Genomic DNA, 17,285 nt, shown 5'->3' on the forward strand with positions numbered 1-17,285 from the left:
CTTCCGCCGCAAACCGAAAAGGCCCGCCGGAACAATCCGGCGGGCCTTTCCTATACTCGTCTTGGGAGGACGAAGATCAGTCGACGTTGAAGACCAGCGGCTTGATCTGTCGGATCGCCGGGTTGGCGCGCAGCTTGTTCAGCACGTCTTCCGAGACAGCGGCATCGACATAGAGCAGCGCGATGGCATCGCCGCCCTGCTTGTCGCGGCCAAGCTGGAAGTTCGCAATGTTCACGCCGGCTTCGCCGAGCGTCGTGCCGATGAAGCCGATCATGCCGGGGACGTCGGTGTTGGTGATGTAGACCATGTGGTTGCCCACGTCGGCATCGAGGTTGATGCCCTTGATCTGGATGAAGCGCGGCTTGCCGTCGGAGAAGACCGTGCCGGCGATCGAGCGGGTCTGGTTCTCGGTCTTGACAGTAAGACGGATATAGCCGTCGAAGACGCCCGACTTGTCACGCTTCACTTCCGAGAGGATGACGCCCTTTTCCTTGATCATGACCGGAGCCGAGACCATGTTGACGTCGGCGACCTGCGGGCGGATGAGGCCGGCGAGAACCGCGCTGGTCAGCGCCTTGGTATTCATCGAGGCGGTCGCGCCGTCATAAAGGATTTCGATTTCCTTGATCGCGCTTTCCGTGACCTGACCGACGAAGGCACCGAGCACGTCCGCAAGGCGGATGAAGGGTTTCAGGATCGGCGCTTCCTCGGCGGTGATCGACGGCATGTTGATGGCGTTCGAGACGGCACCCTTGACGAGATAGTCCGACATCTGCTCGGCGACCTGCAGGGCGACGTTTTCCTGCGCTTCCGTGGTCGAGGCGCCGAGATGCGGCGTGCAGACGACGTTTTCCAGGCCGAAGAGCGGGCTTTCGGTCGCGGGCTCGACTTCGAACACGTCGAAACCGGCACCGGCGACATGGCCGGACTTGATGGCTTCGGCAAGCGCTGCTTCATCGACCAGGCCACCGCGGGCGCAGTTGATGATGCGAACGCCCTTCTTGGTCTTGGCGAGGGCTTCCTTGTTCAGGATGCCGCGGGTCTTGTCCGTCATCGGCACATGCAGCGTGATGAAATCGGCACGGGCGAGCAGGTCATCCAGTTCCACCTTCTCGACGCCCATTTCCCGGGCACGTTCGGCCGAGAGGAAGGGATCGTAGGCGATGACATGCATGCCGAGGCCGATGGCCTTGCGGCAAACGATGCCGCCGATGTTACCGGCACCGATGACGCCGAGCGCCTTGCCGGTGATTTCGACACCCATGAACTTCGACTTTTCCCACTTGCCGGCCTGCGTGGAGGTGTCAGCCGCGGGCAGCTGGCGAGCGACGGCGAACATCAGCGCGATGGCGTGTTCTGCCGTGGTGATCGAGTTGCCGAAGGGCGTGTTCATGACGATGATGCCGCGGCGCGAGGCGGCCGGAATATCGACATTGTCGACGCCGATGCCGGCGCGGCCGATGACCTTCAGATTGGTCGCGGCGGCGATCAGCTTTTCCGTCGCCTTGGTGGCCGAGCGGATGGCGAGACCGTCATAGTTACCGATGATCTCGGCGAGCTTTTCCTTGTCCTTGCCGAGCTTCGGCTGGAAATCGACTTCGACGCCGCGATCGCGGAAAATCTGGACGGCGGTTTCCGACAGTTCGTCAGATACGAGTACGCGAGGTGCCATGAGAGGCCTCCTTAAATCGGTCTAGGGAGATGAGATAAAGGTGGCTTCGCCCATGGGACGAAGCCGGTCGCGAAAAAATCAGGCCGCAGCCTTGGAAAGCGCCGCCTTCTGGGTCTCGAAGGCCCAGATCATCCAGGGCATCAATGCCTCGAGGTCGGCAGTGTCGATGGTGGCACCGGCCCAGATGCGCAGGCCCGAGGGGGCATCGCGGTAGGCACCGATGTCATAGGCGACACCCTGCTTGTCGAGAAGGGACACGAGGCCCTTGGCGAAAGCTGCCTGTGCATCGGCGTCGAGCGCCAGCACGTCCTTATCGGCAATCGTCAGGCACACCGAGGTGTTCGAGCGGGTCGCCGGGTCCTTGGCAAGGTTGGCGATCCAGTCGTTCTTCTCGACGAAATCGAAGATGACCTTGGCATTGGCGTCGGCGCGGGCCATCAGGCCCTTAAGGCCGCCGACTTCCTTGGCCCAGAGCAGCGCATCGATGTAATCCTCGACGCAGAGCATGGAGGGCGTGTTGATCGTCTCGCCCTGGAAGATGCCCTCGATGATCTTACCGCCCTTGGTCATGCGGAAAATCTTCGGCATCGGCCAGGCCGGCGTATAGCTTTCCAGACGCTCGACGGCACGCGGCGACAGGATGATGACACCATGCGCGCCCTCGCCGCCGAGAACCTTCTGCCAGGAGAAGGTGACGACATCGAGCTTGGCGAAATCGAGGTTCTGCGCGAAAGCGGCCGAGGTCGCGTCGCAGATCGTCAGGCCCTTGCGGTCGGCCGGGATGAAGTCGGCATTGGCAACGCGCACGCCGGAGGTCGTGCCGTTCCAGGTGAAGACCACGTCACGGTCGAAATCGATCGTGGAAAGGTCGGGCAGCAGGCCGTAGTCGGCCGTGATCTTGCGCGTGTCGGGAAGCTTCAGCTCCTTGACGACGTCGGAAACCCAGCCCGAACCGAAGCTTTCCCAGGCAACCATATCGACGCCGCGCGGGCCGAGCAGCGACCACAGCGCCATTTCGACGGCGCCGGTATCCGAAGCGGGCACGATGCCTATGCGGTAATCCGCCGGGACTTCGAGGACTTCACGGGTAAGGTCGATGGCCTGCTTGAGCTTGGTCTTGCCGATCTTGGCGCGGTGCGAACGACCGAGCGGTGCATCGGAAAGCGCTTCGAGCGACCAGTTGGGGCGCTTCGAGCACGGGCCAGAAGAAAAATGGGTATTGTTCGGACGCACGTCCGGCGGTGTGACGGTCTTCGTCATGATCGCTATCCTTCCAGATAGATAGCCCTTCGTTGGGGAAGGGTGTCCCGCCGCCGTGAATATGGAACAGACCTGCTTTCGTCAAGAGGAATATGTCGCGAACGAAGAATAATCCGGCGCAATGGAAACGGCGCGCCGGTTGTCCGGCGCGCCGTTGAAAAGGTCGATGAGAAATGGCCTACCAGGTGGTGACGCGGATACCGGCGCGGATCTCGTGCTTCTGGAAACCGTCGTCGCGGCCCTTCGTGCCCGCACCGCCCCAACCCGCTTCGGTGGCGCCGTACTTGTACATCTTGCCGCCAGCCGTATCGGAATAGCGATAGCCGAGGTCGAGCTTGATGCGGTTCGTCAAATCCACGGATGCACCCGCCATGAGGGCGTAGGTGAAACGCCAGCTGTCCTCGCCGCTGAGACGCTCGTTTGCATAGACCCTGCCCGAGCAGCTGGCCGTGCCGTCTTCGCAGAACGGCTTCTGGTTCATGTTATTCCAGCGAAGGTAGGTTACCCCCGCACCCGCGCCGATATAGGGCGTGATGCCGGCATAGGTGCCGAGATCGAGATATCCGTTGGCCAGGACGTTGACAGCGTTGTAGTCGCCCTTGTGGCCAAAGCCGCAGCTCGTCCCCGCCGGCTCATCGTCGCTGCAGGGCAGGTTGACATTCGATCCACCGCTGAGGCTGCCATTGAAGAAATCGGTCGTCAGGTCGGTGCGCAGGAAGTTGTTGAACTGGTAGCCCATGCCGACACCGTAGGACATCGGCTTGGAGAAGCGCGCGCTGTCGAAGCTTTCGTTCGAGAAGACCGTGCCGCCCGGCTGATAGACCGTGTATTGCGGCTTGCCGCCCTTCATCCAGCCCGAATAGCCGAGGTCGCCACGCAGATACCAGCCCTCGGCAACCGCGCTGCCGGACACATCGATCTCCGGCGCGTTAATGATGTCGAGGTCACTCGCCATGGCGCCGGTCGCGACGAGGCCGGCAAAAATGGCGAAACCAAGCGGTGCGATACGTCGAAACATAGCTTCGTTCCCCTGAAACCCGGACCTGCCGGCGGTTGCTTTCGGCGCGGGCGCAAACGAGGACGTAGCTGCCTATACCGTTGATTAACCATAACTGTTAAGGGGTGAAAAAACGGTTAAGTCCCTGCGGCCACGACGACGGATGCGGGACGGCTGGAACGCAAAGGGCCGCCCAAAGGGCGGCCCTGAATATCAGTCCCGGGATACGGGATTATTTGTAGACCGGCTGCTCGATCGGGATTTCTGCCGGCGGGATGTAAGCCTGCTGGTCGCAACCGTTGAAGGAGTAGCGCAGACCCGCGCGGGCTTCATGGCTGTAGAAGCCCTTGTCGTAGCCCGGGCCGCCGCCCGCGTTGTAGCCGAACATGCCGCCCTTGGTGACATGGCGGAAGCGGTAGCCGACATCGGCCTTCAGGTTGCAGGTCATGTCGATCGAAGCGCCGGCCATGAGGGCGTAGGTAAAGCGCCAGCTCTTCTTGCCGCGGTGCACGAAGGTCGGGTCGCAGTTCGTCGGATCGCCATCTTCGCACGACGTGTTGTTGAGGTCGTTCCAGCGCACATAGGTGCCGCCGATACCGGCACCGACATAAGGCGTGAAAGCACCGTAGTGGCCGATGTCGACATAGGCGTTGGCGAGCAGGCTAAGGGCCGTCAGGGACGCAACGTCGGTGGATGTGCAGCTGACCGCCACGCCGCAGCCGCCAGACGTCGAGCCACGGAAATTCGACTTGAACATGTAGTCGAGCGTCACGTCCGTACGGAAGTGATCATTGATCTGGTAGCCGACGCCGCCGCCGAGCGTGAAGCCGCTCTTCAGCGTCGCCGAGTCGAATTCACGGACATTGCCGTTCGAACCCTGGAAATACTTCGCGCCGCGGATCTTGTTGTAGGACCAGCCCATGTCGCCGCGCAGGTACCAGCCGCCCGTCTCCACGATGGTTTGCTGAACCGGCGCCTCAATGACTTCCGGCTGGTAGATGTCGGCCGCATAACCGGACGTGCCTGTCAGCAGGACGGCTACGACGCCACTCAAAACTTTCCTCATGGCCTTGCTCCAATAGGCTTCAACTTGGCGCGGCCGGTGCGCCGGTCCCCAAGTCCCTCGATCAGGGATGGATAATGGAGAGGAAAGGTTAAGGGGCGATTAACTACAAAGATTTACCTTATTTGTTAACAAGCGTTCACACACTCGGTAAATTTTAAATAAAACGCACACCGACGACACCAAAGCTTCAAGACCTACTTACTGCACAAAGAAAAAGCCGGAGCGAAGCCCCGGCTTTTTGAAACAGCAAAGAATGTCAGGATCAGGCGGCGCTGCGCACCGATCCGATGACACCGACCAGTTCGTCCACTATGCGCTCCACCTGGCCGCGATCATCACCTTCGGCCATGACGCGGATCAGCGGCTCCGTGCCGGAAGGACGGATCAGCAGACGGCCGTTCTTGGCCAGTTCGCTTTCCGCGTCGGCGATCGCCTGGCGTACGCTTGCGTCTTCCAGCGGCTTGCCGGCCTTGATGCGGACGTTCTTCAGCACCTGCGGCACCGGCTCGAACCGGTTGCAAACCTCGCTCACAGACTTGCCGCTGCGCTTGACGCAGGCGAGCACCTGCAGCGCCGCGACGAGCCCGTCGCCCGTCGTGCCGAAATCCGACAGGACGATATGGCCGGACTGTTCGCCGCCGACATTGTAGTCGTGGTTGCGCATGTGCTCAACGACATAGCGGTCGCCGACCTTGGTGCGCTCGAGACCCAGGCCCTTGTCGGTGAGGAACCGCTCCAGACCGAGATTGGACATGACGGTTGCGACAAGGCCGTTGCCGCGCAGGATGCCGTCCGCAGCCCAGCTTTCTGCAATCACCGCCATCAGCTGGTCGCCGTCGATGGTCTTGCCGGTCTCGTCGATGATCTGGACGCGATCCGCATCGCCATCCAGCGCAATGCCGATATCGGCGCGCACTTCGTGGACCTTGCGCAGCAGCGTTTCGGGATGGGTCGAGCCGCATTCGAGATTGATGTTGAGGCCGTCAGGTTCGTTGCCGATCGTCACGACATCGGCGCCGAGTTCCCAAAGCGCAGCCGGAGCCACCCGATAGGCCGCACCGTTGGCGCAGTCGATGGCGACGCGCAGGCCCTGCAGTGTGACATCGCGCGGCAGCGTGCGCTTGGCATGCTCGATATAGCGGTCGTGCACACCATCGATACGCTTGGCCCGGCCGATTTCCGCGGACTTGGCCAGCTGGGCCATCAGGTCCTTTTCAAGCAGCTCCTCGATCTCCATCTCAATCTCGTCGGAGAGCTTGTAGCCATCGGGGCCGAAAAGCTTGATGCCGTTGTCGTAGAACGGATTGTGCGAGGCCGAGATCATCACGCCGATATCGGCACGCAGCGAGCGCGTCAGCATGGCGACGGCCGGCGTCGGGATCGGGCCGAGAACGAAGGCGTCGATACCCGCCGCGGTGAAGCCGGCAACCATGGCATTTTCCAGCATGTAGCCGGAAAGCCGCGTATCCTTGCCGATAACGACCCGGTGGCGATGCGCACCACGACGGAAGATGGTGCCGACCGCAATGCCGACGCGCATGGCGAGGTCCGGCGTCATGGGAAAAGTATTGGACTGTCCCCGGATACCATCCGTGCCGAAATAACGACGTTTCATATGTGCTCCTGAAATCGCCAGCTCTGGCGGCATTCTCTGATGCGCTCAGCTCGGGAGTTTTTACTCACCAAGCCCGGCGGCGTCATACATCAAGCCGCGAACAGGCGGAATAGTTTAAATCCGTAACCCTGTTTTAACCTTAAGGCGCGGCACGACCATGTCGTTTCTTTGCCACAAAAGCCGGGAAATAGCATCAGCCCGCAGATCAGGAATGATTACAGGCCGTTACCGAAAGAAAACGGCCGGGAACAATGTCCCGACCGTACTTTCTCATAGCTTTCGCTGGATCTTACTGCGGCTGCGGTTCAAGACCGCCTTCTGCCTCGCCGCCCTTTTTGTGGCCGGCCTTCGGAACGGCCGAGCCACGGCTCGGCGGCGTGTCATCGCCCAGGTCGCGCGCCGGCTTTTCACCGCGGATGAGCGCCTTGATCTCGTCGCCCGTCAGCGTTTCGTATTCGAGCAGGCCTTCAGCGAGCGCCACGAATTCATGGTTCTGCTCGGTGATGATGCGCTTGGCTTCGGAATAGGCTTCGTCGATCAGACGGCGGATCTCGTTGTCGATCTTCTGAGCAGTGGCTTCCGAGACGTTCTTCTGCTGCGCCACCGAATGACCGAGGAAGACCTCCTGCTGGTTTTCGCCATAAGCGACCTGGCCAAGCTGGTCGGAGAAGCCCCACTGGGTCACCATGGCACGGGCAAGCTTCGTCGCCTGCTCGATATCCGAGGAGGCGCCCGAGGTGATGTTGTCCTTGCCGAAGGTGATCTCTTCGGCGACACGGCCACCCATCATGATGGCGAGGCGCGAGACCATCCACTTGTAGCTCATCGAGTAGCGGTCACCCTCGGGAAGCTGCATGACCATGCCGAGCGCACGGCCACGCGGAATAATCGTCGCCTTGTGCAGGGGATCGGCAAGCGGAACTTTCAGCGCGACGATGGCGTGGCCTGCTTCGTGATAGGCGGTGAGCTTCTTTTCCGCCTCGGTCATGGCCGAGGAACGGCGCTCGGCGCCCATCATGATCTTGTCCTTGGCGTCCTCGAATTCCTGCATGGTGACGAGGCGCTTGTTGCGGCGCGCGGCCATCAGGGCAGCCTCGTTGACGAGGTTCATGAGATCGGCGCCGGAGAAACCGGGCGTACCGCGAGCCAGAACCTTGAGGTCGACATTCGGTGCCAGCGGCACGTTGCGGACATGGACCTTGAGGATGCGCTCGCGGCCGACGATGTCGGGGTTCGGCACGACGACCTGACGGTCGAAGCGGCCCGGACGCAGCAGCGCCGGGTCGAGAACGTCGGGGCGGTTGGTCGCGGCGATCAGGATGATGCCTTCATTGGCCTCGAAACCGTCCATCTCGACGAGCAACTGGTTCAGCGTCTGTTCGCGCTCGTCATTGCCGCCGCCGAGACCTGCGCCACGGTGACGACCGACGGCATCGATTTCGTCGATGAAGATGATGCAGGGCGCATTCTTCTTGGCCTGCTCGAACATGTCGCGCACGCGGCTGGCACCGACACCGACGAACATTTCGACGAAGTCCGAACCCGAGATAGTGAAGAACGGCACGTTCGCTTCGCCCGCGACGGAGCGCGCCAGCAGCGTCTTACCGGTACCGGGCGGGCCGACGAGCAGCACGCCGCGCGGAATACGGCCACCGAGGCGCTGGAATTTCTGCGGATCGCGCAGGAACTCGACAATTTCTTCCAGATCCTGCTTGGCCTCATCGACGCCGGCTACGTCGGCGAAGGTGACGCGGCCGTGTGCTTCGGTGAGAAGCTTGGCCTTGGACTTTCCAAAACCCATGGCACCGCGCGAACCGCCCTGCATCTGGCGCATGAAGAACAGCCAGACGCCGAGGATCAGGAGCATGGGCAGGAGCGTGCCGATATAGCTGAGGAAGCCGGAGGAACCATCCGTTTCCGGACGCGCGCTGACAACGACGTTCTTAGCCTCGAGGCGCTGAACAAGCGAATTGTCACCGGCCGGCGCATAGGTCTGGAAGGTCGCACCGGTCTCGACATAGCTGCCGACGATCTTCTCCCCGGTGATCACCACTTCCTTCACCCGGCTCGAGTCCACTTCCTTGAGGAACTGCGAATAAGGGATTTCCCGCGAGCCGGTCTGTGCCGGGCTCGTCTGGAACATGCTGAACAGCGCGATCAGCAGGAGGGCGATGATCGCCCAGAGTGCGAAGTTGCGAAAATTGGGATTCATCGAGCGTTCCAGGTACTTTCCCGGCCGGGCTCTCCCGGCCGCTTCTTTGCGCCTAACATAGGGTTGCCATGCGGCCTTGCCAAGGCAAAGCGCACGGACAGCGGGCATTTCTCACGCTATCGTCAACGAGAAGGGTTGTCTTCGGTCCCCCCTCATCGATCTCAGACGCAATTCTAGCACAACGCGCAGGCCCGCGCCTTCATTCGTTCGGCGGGGACGAAAAAGCCGGCTTCCCTAGAATGTGGGCGAGCGCATCGGCAAGCGGCAGATCGAAACGGGGAAGAAACCTTGCGTATGGCGCAATGATGGCGTCGAGAGAGACCGCATCGCCACTCACCGCCGCGCCGTCCTCGAATTTCAGGCACGGCATGGCCTTGCGGGCGCGCAGAACGGGTCCGCGCAACTCCAGCGCATCCGTATCCGCGTGGGTGCCGAGCGCGCCGATCACGATCGGCCGGCTGCTGCCGTTGGTCACGCGGTAGCGCCCGTCCCAGACTGCGACCTCCCTCGCCGGCACCACGAGACGCTCGATCCCGCGGCACTCCCGGTAGAGAAACAACCCCTCGCGCCGCCGGTCGAAAACCACGCGACCGGCGGTCAGCCGCGACAGTGTGCCGCTGGCGAGAAACAGATGCAAACGCTCGGCCGACGTGGTTTCGAGCGCATGAACCCGGCCACCTGCGGTCGCCCCGAGCATGAGAAGCCCCCGCCATGCAGCGGCCCCGGCGAGAACGGCGTCCATCGCCGTCGGCACCAGCGTGAAGGCGCCGTTCTCCATACGCGCATTCCGGATCAGGAAGTCGGCAGCCTCTTTCGAAAGCGCCAGCCTGTCGCCGACGCCATGGCCCTGCTTGTTCACGCTCGCACGCTGTCGGATACGGACACGCTCGAAGCGGATGTTCGCATTGCTGGGGTCTTCAAGCCACGTCTCGCCTCGTTCGGAGAGAAAGGCCCGGACGGACGCCCGGCCCACCGCGAGGAATGGCCGCAACAACCACACCGAACCCTGCAACAGAACGGCGTCTGCCATGCCCGAAAGCCCGACGCCGCCGGTCGAACGCTCGGCGCGCATCGCCACCGTCTCGTTCTGGTCGTCACGCGTGTGGGCCGAAAGGATGGCGTCGGCACCTGCCGCGACGGCAGCCTCGGCAAGCAATTCGTACCGCCTGGCGCGGGCTGCCGCCTGAAGGGCAGTTGCAGGCTTGTCGCCATCCCATCGGCGGATGGTGTGACAAATGCCGAATCGGGCGCAGAGTGCTGCGACCGCCTTGGCCTCTTCGGCGGAACCGGGGCGCAGCGCGTGGTCGATGGTACAGGCGCAAAGGGTGATACCGGGATAGCGCCCGGTGGCGCAAAGCGTGGCCAGCGCCACGAGCAGTCCGGTCGAGTCGCTGCCGCCGGAAATGGCGATCAGCAGGCGCGCCGGGCGCTTGAAACTTTCCAGGAAACGGCCGGTTGCCTCGACGACGGAAGTATCCGTCCGGGCCACGGCCTCGGATTCGCCCGCACTCAGCAGGACAGGCGGCTCTGTTCGGACGTGACCTTGCTCTTCACGGCCTTGGAGGCATTCGGATAGCGCTTGCCGACTTCGCGCAGCGTCGCGCAGGCGGTTTCGCGGTTGTCGAGGGCAGCAAGCGACATGCCGAGCTTCAGAAGCATTTCCGGCGCCTTCTTCGACTTGCTGAAGGTCTGGTGCGCATTCAGGAACGTCTTGGCCGCGTCATTGAAATTGCCCTGGGAATACTGGGCCTCGCCGAGCCAGAAATTGGCATCCGCCGCCTTCTCGCCCTTCGGGAAGATATCGAGATAGTCGCGGAATTCGCGCTCGGCCATCTGGTAATCGCCGGTCAGCACATGGCCATAGGCGACATTGTAGAGATCATCGGGATTGTCGAGCGAGGCCGTCGATGACTGCGAAGCCGCCGGAAGGTTGCCGCCACCATCCACACCCGGAAGATTGTTGTCATTGCCGAGTGAAGCACTCTGGTTGTCGAGGTCCGGATTGGCGGCTGCACCGATCGGGTTGCCGTTTTCATCAAAACGGATCGACCCCAGCTCCTGCGGCTGTGCGCCGGTGCCCGCATCGGAAGCAGCGCTCTGGGTGTCGGTCCCGGCGGTATCATCCGCCGGCACCTGGTTCGTTGCGGTCTGTTGGTCGGCCGAGCCGCCATTCACCGGTTTGTCGAGCGCGCCGCTTTTGCCGCTGGCACCACCCTTGCCGCTCTCCAGATCCTGGAAGCGGTATTCGTTGTCTTCCTGCGTCTTGCGGAGCTGCTCTTGCATTTGCAGCAGCTGGTAGCTCATTTCCTCGATCCGGCCATTAAGGCTGCGGATCTGCTCTTCGAGCTCACCGACACGCGGGTCCATGGCCTGCGCCAGAACCACATCGCCCTTCGCCGCACGCTCGTTCTGCGCCGGCAGGAAGCCGTTTGTCAGCGTCGAGAGCGGCGATGCGCTGATCGGCCCGACCATGACTGCTACCGCTGCGAGACTGAAAACGCCTGCCGCGACAAGTTTCTTCATCTATCTTCGTCCTGTTGGTGTCGTTGTACGCCGAAGCGCAGGCGCAAGAGTTTTCCAAATGCTCTTAAAAAGCAACGGAGTTCGGCCAAAGTGTGTTGAAAAAAGAAAGGCGGCCTCTCGGCCGCCTTTCCGCTGGTTCCTCATGGTGAGGAATTACATGCCTGCACCACCGAGAACGGTGACGGCGCGGCGGTTCTGCGACCAGCAGGAAATGTCGTCGCAGACGGCGACCGGCTTTTCCTTGCCGAAGGAGATCGTCTTCATGCGGTTTGCCGGAACGCCGCGCGAAACGAGGTACTGGCGGGTCGCGGCAGCGCGGCGTGCGCCGAGCGCGAGGTTGTATTCACGCGTGCCGCGTTCGTCGGCGTGGCCTTCGACCGTGATGGCGTAGTTCGGATACTTCTGCAGCCACTGGGCCTGACGGTCGAGCGTCGCGGCGGCATCTGCACGGACCGACGAGGAGTCCGTATCGAAGAAGATGCGGTCGCCGACATTCACGGTGAAGTCCTGCTGCGAGCCCGGGGTCGCCGCACCGGCGCCACCGAGGCCGAGATCGCCGGCGCTGTTCGGCAGGTTCTTCTTGGAGGCGCAGCCTGCGAGAGCCAGCGTCATGACGAGCGCGATCATCACCGGATTGCGAGCGATGGTCTGCATGCGGCCAGCGGCCGGGGAATGAATGCGGCTCATGAGCCGGTCTCCTTGCATCAGTTTTTGCGTCAAGTTCGTTGAAACGCGGTTTTCAATCAGGGTTGCCAGACTGTAACCGCGGTCGGTTAATCCGCGCTCAACGATTATGGTTAACGATTGCTTGTAAGACCGTCCCCGGCCCCTTGCATTCTTTGTTACTCACCGCTCCGGCCACGAATTCTCGTCGCTATCGCCGGATGGGCGTCATGCGAAAACGGGTCTGCCGCGTCTCGCCGTGAAGCCTGATTTACAGGACTTTGCGGCAAGAACGCGGCAGACCCGCCGTATATGTGACACATGCCTACTCGAGAAGCGGCGACCAGGCCGGGTCGGAAGCGAAGCCCTTCGTCTGGACCAGCTGCTCGTTGTAGCCCGAAAGGTCGATCGAGTAGATCTGCGGACCGCCGGCGCCGGCGCCCTGACGGAAGAACATCAGCACGCGACCGTTGGGTGCCCAGGTCGGGCCTTCATTGTGGAAGCCCGAGGTCAGGATGCGCTCGCCCGAGCCGTCCGTCTTCATCACGCCGATCGAGAACTTGCCGCCCGACTGCTTGGTGAAGGCGATGAGGTCACCGCGCGGAGACCAGACCGGCGTGGAATAGGAACCGTCACCGAAGGAGATGCGGCGCTGGCCGGAGCCGTCGGCGCCCATCACGTAGAGCTGCGGCTTGCCGCCACGGTCGCTTTCGAAGACGATCTGCGACCCGTCGGGCGAATAGGAGGGCGAGGTGTCGATGGCGGCCGTCGAGGTGAGACGGGTCGTGGTGCGTGAGCGCAGGTCCATCGTGTAGATGTTGGAATTGCCTTCCTGCTGCAGGCTCATGATGACCTTCTGACCATCCGGCGAGAAACGCGGCGAGAAGGTCATGCCGGGGAAGTTGCCGACCACTTCGCGCTGTCCGGTCTCGAGCTGGAGCAGATAGACGCGCGGCTGGTTGCCCTCGAAGGACATGTAGGTGATTTCCTGGCGGTTCGGCGAGAAGCGCGGCGTCAGAACCAGTTCGTTGGAATTGGTGAGCGCGCGGGCGTTGAAGCCGTCCTGATCCATGATGGCGAGTTGGCGCTTGCGGGCCGTCTTCGGGCCGCTTTCGGCGACATAGACGATGCGGGTATCGAAGTAACCCTTTTCACCGGTCAGGCGCTCATAAATGGCGTCTGCGATGATATGGGCGACACGGCGCCAGTTTTCCGGTTGGGTGTAGAATTGCTGGCCCGTCAGCTGCTGGCCGGCAAAGGTGTCCCAGAGGCGGAATTCGGCACGCAGGCGGCCATCGCTTTCCTGCGTCACGCGACCCGTGACGAGGGCCTGCGCATTGATGACCTTCCAGTCATCAAAGCGCGGTGCCTGGTCGGGGTTCGAGATCTTTTCGATGAAGGCCTGCTTGTTGACGGGGGCGAAAAGGCCCGAGCGCTTCAGGTCCGCCGCAATCACATCGGAGATACGCTGGCCGAGGTCGCCGCTGGCGACGAAATCCGTCACGGCAATCGGCAACGGTTCGACGTTGCCCTTGTTGATGTTGATTTCGACAAGCGCCCAGGCCTGCGGCAGGGACGCCGCAAGGCCGGTCAGCACGACCAGCAAACGGAGAAGAGTGCGTCTGAACATCTTTTCTAGGCCTTCCTAGTTCTTACATCATCTGGCTGGGGTCGAAGTTCACGACAACTTCACTCCAGGCGTCATATTTTTCGGGCGGCAGCCCCTTGAAGGGCCGCGATTTCATGATGGCGCGGCGGGCACCGCCGGCAAGCGCACGACGGGCGGCTTCCGAACCACCCTCCGCCGTCACTTCCGGCTCGCCGATGATGTCGCCATTCTGGTCGAGCTGCATCGTCACCTTGATACGCACGTCCTGCGCGTCGGCCATGCCCGGAATGATCGACCAGTTGTTCTGGATCTGACCGCGCAGTGCATCCATCTCGCTCATCGTCAGCTTGGTGCCGGCCGTCGTCTTTTTGCCGCCGAGCGCCGCCTGCTCCTTCGAGCGCTTGGCGCCGCCGCCGGCCGCCTTTTCCTTGTTGAGAAGCGCGGAAATCTCGTCCGAATTGAATTCGGTTTCGTTCATCGACGACGCTTTTTCCTGCTTCTTCTTCTCGTCCTTCTTACGGTCGGGCGTCTTGGCGGTCTCGGCCTTGGCCGTCTCTACCTTCTTCTCGGCCGGCTTTTCCGCCGTCTCGGACTTCTTCGTCTCGAGCTTCGGCTTCATCTCGGGAAGCGGAATCTTGTCCGGCAGCGCCTCGGCTTCCGGGTCCGCCGTCGGCTTTTCCTCTGATGGTGTCGCCTCGGCCTTCGGGTCCGGCTTCACCTCTTGCTTGGCTTCGGCGACGGCGGCAACCTCCGTCGAGGGTTCGCTTGCAGGCTCTTCCTGCTTCACCTCTTCGGCGGGCTTGCTGTCAGACGTCTGGACGACCTTCTCGGCCTTTTCCGGCGCGGCGGCGGTCTCGATGTCGCGCGGCTTTTCCTCCGGCGTCGGCAGGTTCTTCAGGTCGACGTCGTTGTCACCGGCATTTTCCGCATTCTCGACCGGGGTTTCCTTCTTGGTCGGAACGGGCGCTGCCTTTTCCTTAAGCTCGGCTTTTTTGTCGCCCTGCTGGATCTGCGTCAGTTCCTCGATCGACACGATATCGACCGGCAGCGCCTCGACGTCGGCGACGTCGAAGCTTTCAGGACTGCCGAGCGAAACCAGCGCCCAGGTCAGGACCAGGGCGTGGAGCGCGGAGGATGTGGCAAGGCTGCCCTTCATGGCGTGCGATTACCTGTCCGGTTTCTGCTCGGTGACGAGACCGATATTGGTGAAGCCGCCGGCCTGGATGCGCGACATGACATCGGCGATCACGCCATAAGGTGCCGTGCCGTCACCACGCACGAAAACGCGTTCCGTATAGCCGGTCGTCGCGACGGCCTGCAGTTTGGCAGCAACTTCGTCGATCGGAATGGGGGTCTCCTGCAGGTACACCTGGCCATCGGCCTTGACCGAAATGGTGATCGGCTGCGTATCGGCATTGAGCGCCTTCGCCTGCGTCTTCGGCAGATCGAGCGGCACGCCGACCGTCATCAAGGGGGCTGCCACCATGAAGATAATGAGCAGAACGAGCATGACGTCGACGAACGGCGTCACGTTGATCTCGCTCATCGGGGTACGCTTGCCGCCCCCGCGACGGCGGCGTCCGCCACCAGAATTCTTCGCTCCGACTGACATGCCCATGGCGTCGTCTCCGTCTCTTCTAAACGCCGGTCACTGCGCCGCGGCGCGCGGCTGCAGCTTCTCGTCGATCTGGCGCGAGAGGATGGCGGAGAATTCGTCCGCGAAACCTTCCATGCGCGCCGTCAGCTTGCCGGCATCGGCAGAGAACTTGTTGTAGGCAATAACCGCCGGAATTGCGGCAAGCAGGCCGATGGCCGTGGCGAGAAGCGCTTCGGCGATACCGGGGGCGACGACTGCGAGGCTCGTCTGCTTGGAGCCGGCGATCGCCTGGAACGAGGTCATGATGCCGACGACGGTACCGAACAGGCCGACGAAGGGTGCGGCCGAGCCGATGGTGGCAAGCGAGCCGAGGCGGGCTTCCAGCGTTTCGGATTCGCGCGACAGCGTGACGTCCATCGCCCGGTCGATACGCATCTGCAGACCAATCGGCGAGCGTGCGCCGCGCTCGAAGCTCTTCTTCCATTCGCGCATCGCCGCCACGAAGATGGCGCTCATGCCCGATGTCTGGCGATCGGAGAGCGTGCGGTAGAGTTCTTCCAGCGACTGGCCCGACCAGAAAACCTGCTCGAAGCTGTCGAGCTGGCGACGGGCCTTGCCGTAGCTCACCGTCTTGTCGACCACGATGCCCCAGGTCCAGACGGACGCGGCGATCAGGCCGAGCATGACCAGCTTCACGACGAACCCGGCCTGCATGAAGAGACCCCAGAGGGTTACACTGTGCGCGGCATCCAAACCGACTTGTTCCATAGACCTATGTCCCCGAATCCAAACACCCGGCACGGGCCTTTGCGGCTCGAACCGGGTAACATTCACGCCGCACGGTCTCCTGGGAGGTCGAACCCGCATCGGCATTCACAGAAACGCGCGTTGCAGACCAGGATTGTGCCCCACCCGCTTCGCATATCCGTCAAGAATGTCCGGTTGATGCCGCCGGCAGCCATGCCGGTCAAACGCTTACAACCTGCCTTCTTCACGGCAATTTTGGTTAAAGGATGACGTGCAGTGCACAAAATCCTCACCAACCGAGTAAGACATCATTATGGTTAAGGGAGTGTTACCGCTAATGCGCGCCTGAAACTTCTTGCGCCTTGGCAAGAAAACGCGCCGCAAGTCCGTCCGGCAGGCGCCGCGGCCGGCCTGCGGAATTGATGACCGCGATGATGACACGCGCAGCGATCAGCAATTGCTCGCCGCGCCGGATGTCCTGGTTGAGGATCATCTTCGCCCCGCCCGCCTTTTCAGTGAACGTCTGGATGGTCAGGATATCGTCCATGCGCGCGGGCGCCTTGAAGTCGATCTCCATGCGGTGCACGACGAAAACCAATCCCTCGCGATCCTCTTCCAGAACAAGACTGCCCTGCTCCACGCCGAGAAGACGCAGATAGTCCGTCCGGCCGCGTTCCAGGAAATGCAGGTAGCGGGCGTGATAGACCACACCGGAAAAATCCGTGTCCTCGTAGTAAACCCGCTGCACGAGCCGGTGTCCTGCTTCGGTCAATTCGCCAGAAAGGTGATGGGGGACATTCGTCAAGACACGGTCTCCTTCACAGCCAGCAAAGGCAGGCCTTCCCGAACGATGAGATGTTCGGCCGATGCCGGCAGCCGGTCGATGCGGCCTGCGATGAATTGCGGTTTCAGCCGATTTTCGGTCAGCGTCTCCGGCGTCGCCCGCAACCAGCGGAACTCCACCTCCACACCATCGACGACCCGGTGGACGATGTCCGTCTCGTGGAACGGAAAGGCCCCGTCCAGCGAGAGCAGGTAGTAGAAGCCGAGTTCGTGCGCGGCATAGCCCTCGTAGGTGAAGAAATTTTCGACCGTCCACACAAGACGCTCGATACGCGCTTCCCGATGCAGTTCTTCGCGCATTTCGCGCAGAACCGTCTCCTCGGAACTCTCCCCGATCTCCGCACGCCCGCCGGGCAGCGCCCAGTAGTCATCCTTCGCACCGCGCTGGGCGAGGATGTAGCCGTCGCGGAAGATCAGGCCGGCCACGCGAAAGCTGAAGAGCTGCGGCCTGCGATCGATCCGGATCATGTGGCGGCCCGGC

Annotated in this window: 15 protein-coding genes; all 15 read right to left on the bottom strand. The window is 62.2% G+C overall.

Features of this window, described 5'->3' with window-relative positions:
- Positions 1-76 precede the first annotated feature (76 nt).
- The 15 genes from serA to MUU55_RS19200 all read right to left on the bottom strand — a co-directional run bounded on the left by serA (position 77) and on the right by MUU55_RS19200 (position 17,272).
- Positions 77-1,672, bottom strand: a complete 1,596-nt coding sequence (gene serA, locus MUU55_RS19130) for a phosphoglycerate dehydrogenase (protein WP_244762366.1) — start codon at positions 1,670-1,672, stop codon at positions 77-79.
- 78 nt (positions 1,673-1,750) lie between these two features.
- On the bottom strand, positions 1,751-2,932 hold the full coding sequence (locus MUU55_RS19135) for a phosphoserine transaminase (protein ID WP_244762367.1): 1,182 nt from the start codon (positions 2,930-2,932) through the stop codon (positions 1,751-1,753).
- A 178-nt stretch (positions 2,933-3,110) separates the two neighbouring features.
- Complete coding sequence (locus MUU55_RS19140) at positions 3,111-3,950, bottom strand: outer membrane protein (RefSeq protein ID WP_244762368.1); 840 nt, start codon at positions 3,948-3,950, stop codon at positions 3,111-3,113.
- 211 nt (positions 3,951-4,161) lie between these two features.
- Entirely contained in the window at positions 4,162-4,995 is an 834-nt protein-coding gene (locus MUU55_RS19145) for an outer membrane protein (protein ID WP_244762369.1), read from the bottom strand.
- 262 nt (positions 4,996-5,257) lie between these two features.
- Entirely contained in the window at positions 5,258-6,610 is a 1,353-nt protein-coding gene (gene glmM, locus MUU55_RS19150; protein WP_244762370.1) for a phosphoglucosamine mutase, read from the bottom strand.
- 289 nt (positions 6,611-6,899) lie between these two features.
- Positions 6,900-8,822, bottom strand: a complete 1,923-nt coding sequence (ftsH, locus tag MUU55_RS19155) for an ATP-dependent zinc metalloprotease FtsH (RefSeq protein WP_244762371.1) — start codon at positions 8,820-8,822, stop codon at positions 6,900-6,902.
- 199 nt (positions 8,823-9,021) lie between these two features.
- On the bottom strand, positions 9,022-10,311 hold the full coding sequence (tilS, locus tag MUU55_RS19160) for a tRNA lysidine(34) synthetase TilS (protein ID WP_244762372.1): 1,290 nt from the start codon (positions 10,309-10,311) through the stop codon (positions 9,022-9,024).
- A gap of 20 nt (positions 10,312-10,331) precedes the next feature.
- The gene (gene ybgF, locus MUU55_RS19165) at positions 10,332-11,345 is read right to left on the bottom strand and encodes a tol-pal system protein YbgF (RefSeq protein WP_244762373.1); all 1,014 of its coding nucleotides are present in this window, start codon (positions 11,343-11,345) and stop codon (positions 10,332-10,334) included.
- Positions 11,346-11,498: 153 nt separating this feature from the next.
- Positions 11,499-12,032 (bottom strand): peptidoglycan-associated lipoprotein Pal, encoded by a 534-nt coding sequence (pal, locus tag MUU55_RS19170; protein ID WP_244762374.1) that lies wholly within the window; start codon positions 12,030-12,032, stop codon positions 11,499-11,501.
- 301 nt (positions 12,033-12,333) lie between these two features.
- Positions 12,334-13,638: a Tol-Pal system beta propeller repeat protein TolB gene (gene tolB, locus MUU55_RS19175; RefSeq protein ID WP_244762375.1), complete on the bottom strand. Its 1,305-nt coding sequence runs from the start codon at positions 13,636-13,638 to the stop codon at positions 12,334-12,336.
- A 22-nt stretch (positions 13,639-13,660) separates the two neighbouring features.
- Positions 13,661-14,773 (bottom strand): hypothetical protein, encoded by a 1,113-nt coding sequence (locus MUU55_RS19180; protein ID WP_244762376.1) that lies wholly within the window; start codon positions 14,771-14,773, stop codon positions 13,661-13,663.
- A 9-nt stretch (positions 14,774-14,782) separates the two neighbouring features.
- The gene (tolR, locus tag MUU55_RS19185) at positions 14,783-15,235 is read right to left on the bottom strand and encodes a protein TolR (protein WP_244762377.1); all 453 of its coding nucleotides are present in this window, start codon (positions 15,233-15,235) and stop codon (positions 14,783-14,785) included.
- A gap of 30 nt (positions 15,236-15,265) precedes the next feature.
- A complete protein-coding gene (tolQ, locus tag MUU55_RS19190) occupies positions 15,266-15,982 on the bottom strand; it encodes a protein TolQ (RefSeq protein WP_244762378.1) in 717 nt (238 codons plus the stop codon).
- Between the two features lie 313 nt (positions 15,983-16,295).
- Positions 16,296-16,766, bottom strand: a complete 471-nt coding sequence (gene ybgC, locus MUU55_RS19195; protein ID WP_244762379.1) for a tol-pal system-associated acyl-CoA thioesterase — start codon at positions 16,764-16,766, stop codon at positions 16,296-16,298.
- On the bottom strand, positions 16,763-17,272 hold the full coding sequence (locus MUU55_RS19200; protein WP_244762380.1) for an NUDIX hydrolase: 510 nt from the start codon (positions 17,270-17,272) through the stop codon (positions 16,763-16,765). The genes ybgC and MUU55_RS19200 overlap by 4 nt, the downstream gene beginning before the upstream one ends.
- Positions 17,273-17,285: the final 13 nt, after the last annotated feature.

The sequence above is a fragment of the Shinella curvata genome, from assembly GCF_022899935.1.
In the GTDB taxonomy this organism is placed as follows: Bacteria; Pseudomonadota; Alphaproteobacteria; order Rhizobiales; family Rhizobiaceae; genus Shinella; species Shinella curvata.

What these genes read in the sequence shown, in the direction of transcription:
- tolQ (WP_244762378.1), bottom strand. Translation starts at nt 15,982, where the DNA reads ATGGAACAAGTCGGTTTGGATGCCGCGCACAGTGTAACCCTCTGGGGT.
- MUU55_RS19145 (WP_244762369.1), bottom strand. Translation starts at nt 4,995, where the DNA reads ATGAGGAAAGTTTTGAGTGGCGTCGTAGCCGTCCTGCTGACAGGCACG.
- tolR (WP_244762377.1), bottom strand. Translation starts at nt 15,235, where the DNA reads ATGGGCATGTCAGTCGGAGCGAAGAATTCTGGTGGCGGACGCCGCCGT.
- MUU55_RS19200 (WP_244762380.1), bottom strand. Translation starts at nt 17,272, where the DNA reads ATGATCCGGATCGATCGCAGGCCGCAGCTCTTCAGCTTTCGCGTGGCC.
- MUU55_RS19180 (WP_244762376.1), bottom strand. Translation starts at nt 14,773, where the DNA reads ATGAAGGGCAGCCTTGCCACATCCTCCGCGCTCCACGCCCTGGTCCTG.
- MUU55_RS19140 (WP_244762368.1), bottom strand. Translation starts at nt 3,950, where the DNA reads ATGTTTCGACGTATCGCACCGCTTGGTTTCGCCATTTTTGCCGGCCTC.
- ybgF (WP_244762373.1), bottom strand. Translation starts at nt 11,345, where the DNA reads ATGAAGAAACTTGTCGCGGCAGGCGTTTTCAGTCTCGCAGCGGTAGCA.
- pal (WP_244762374.1), bottom strand. Translation starts at nt 12,032, where the DNA reads ATGAGCCGCATTCATTCCCCGGCCGCTGGCCGCATGCAGACCATCGCT.
- serA (WP_244762366.1), bottom strand. Translation starts at nt 1,672, where the DNA reads ATGGCACCTCGCGTACTCGTATCTGACGAACTGTCGGAAACCGCCGTC.
- ftsH (WP_244762371.1), bottom strand. Translation starts at nt 8,822, where the DNA reads ATGAATCCCAATTTTCGCAACTTCGCACTCTGGGCGATCATCGCCCTC.
- glmM (WP_244762370.1), bottom strand. Translation starts at nt 6,610, where the DNA reads ATGAAACGTCGTTATTTCGGCACGGATGGTATCCGGGGACAGTCCAAT.
- tolB (WP_244762375.1), bottom strand. Translation starts at nt 13,638, where the DNA reads ATGTTCAGACGCACTCTTCTCCGTTTGCTGGTCGTGCTGACCGGCCTT.
- MUU55_RS19135 (WP_244762367.1), bottom strand. Translation starts at nt 2,932, where the DNA reads ATGACGAAGACCGTCACACCGCCGGACGTGCGTCCGAACAATACCCAT.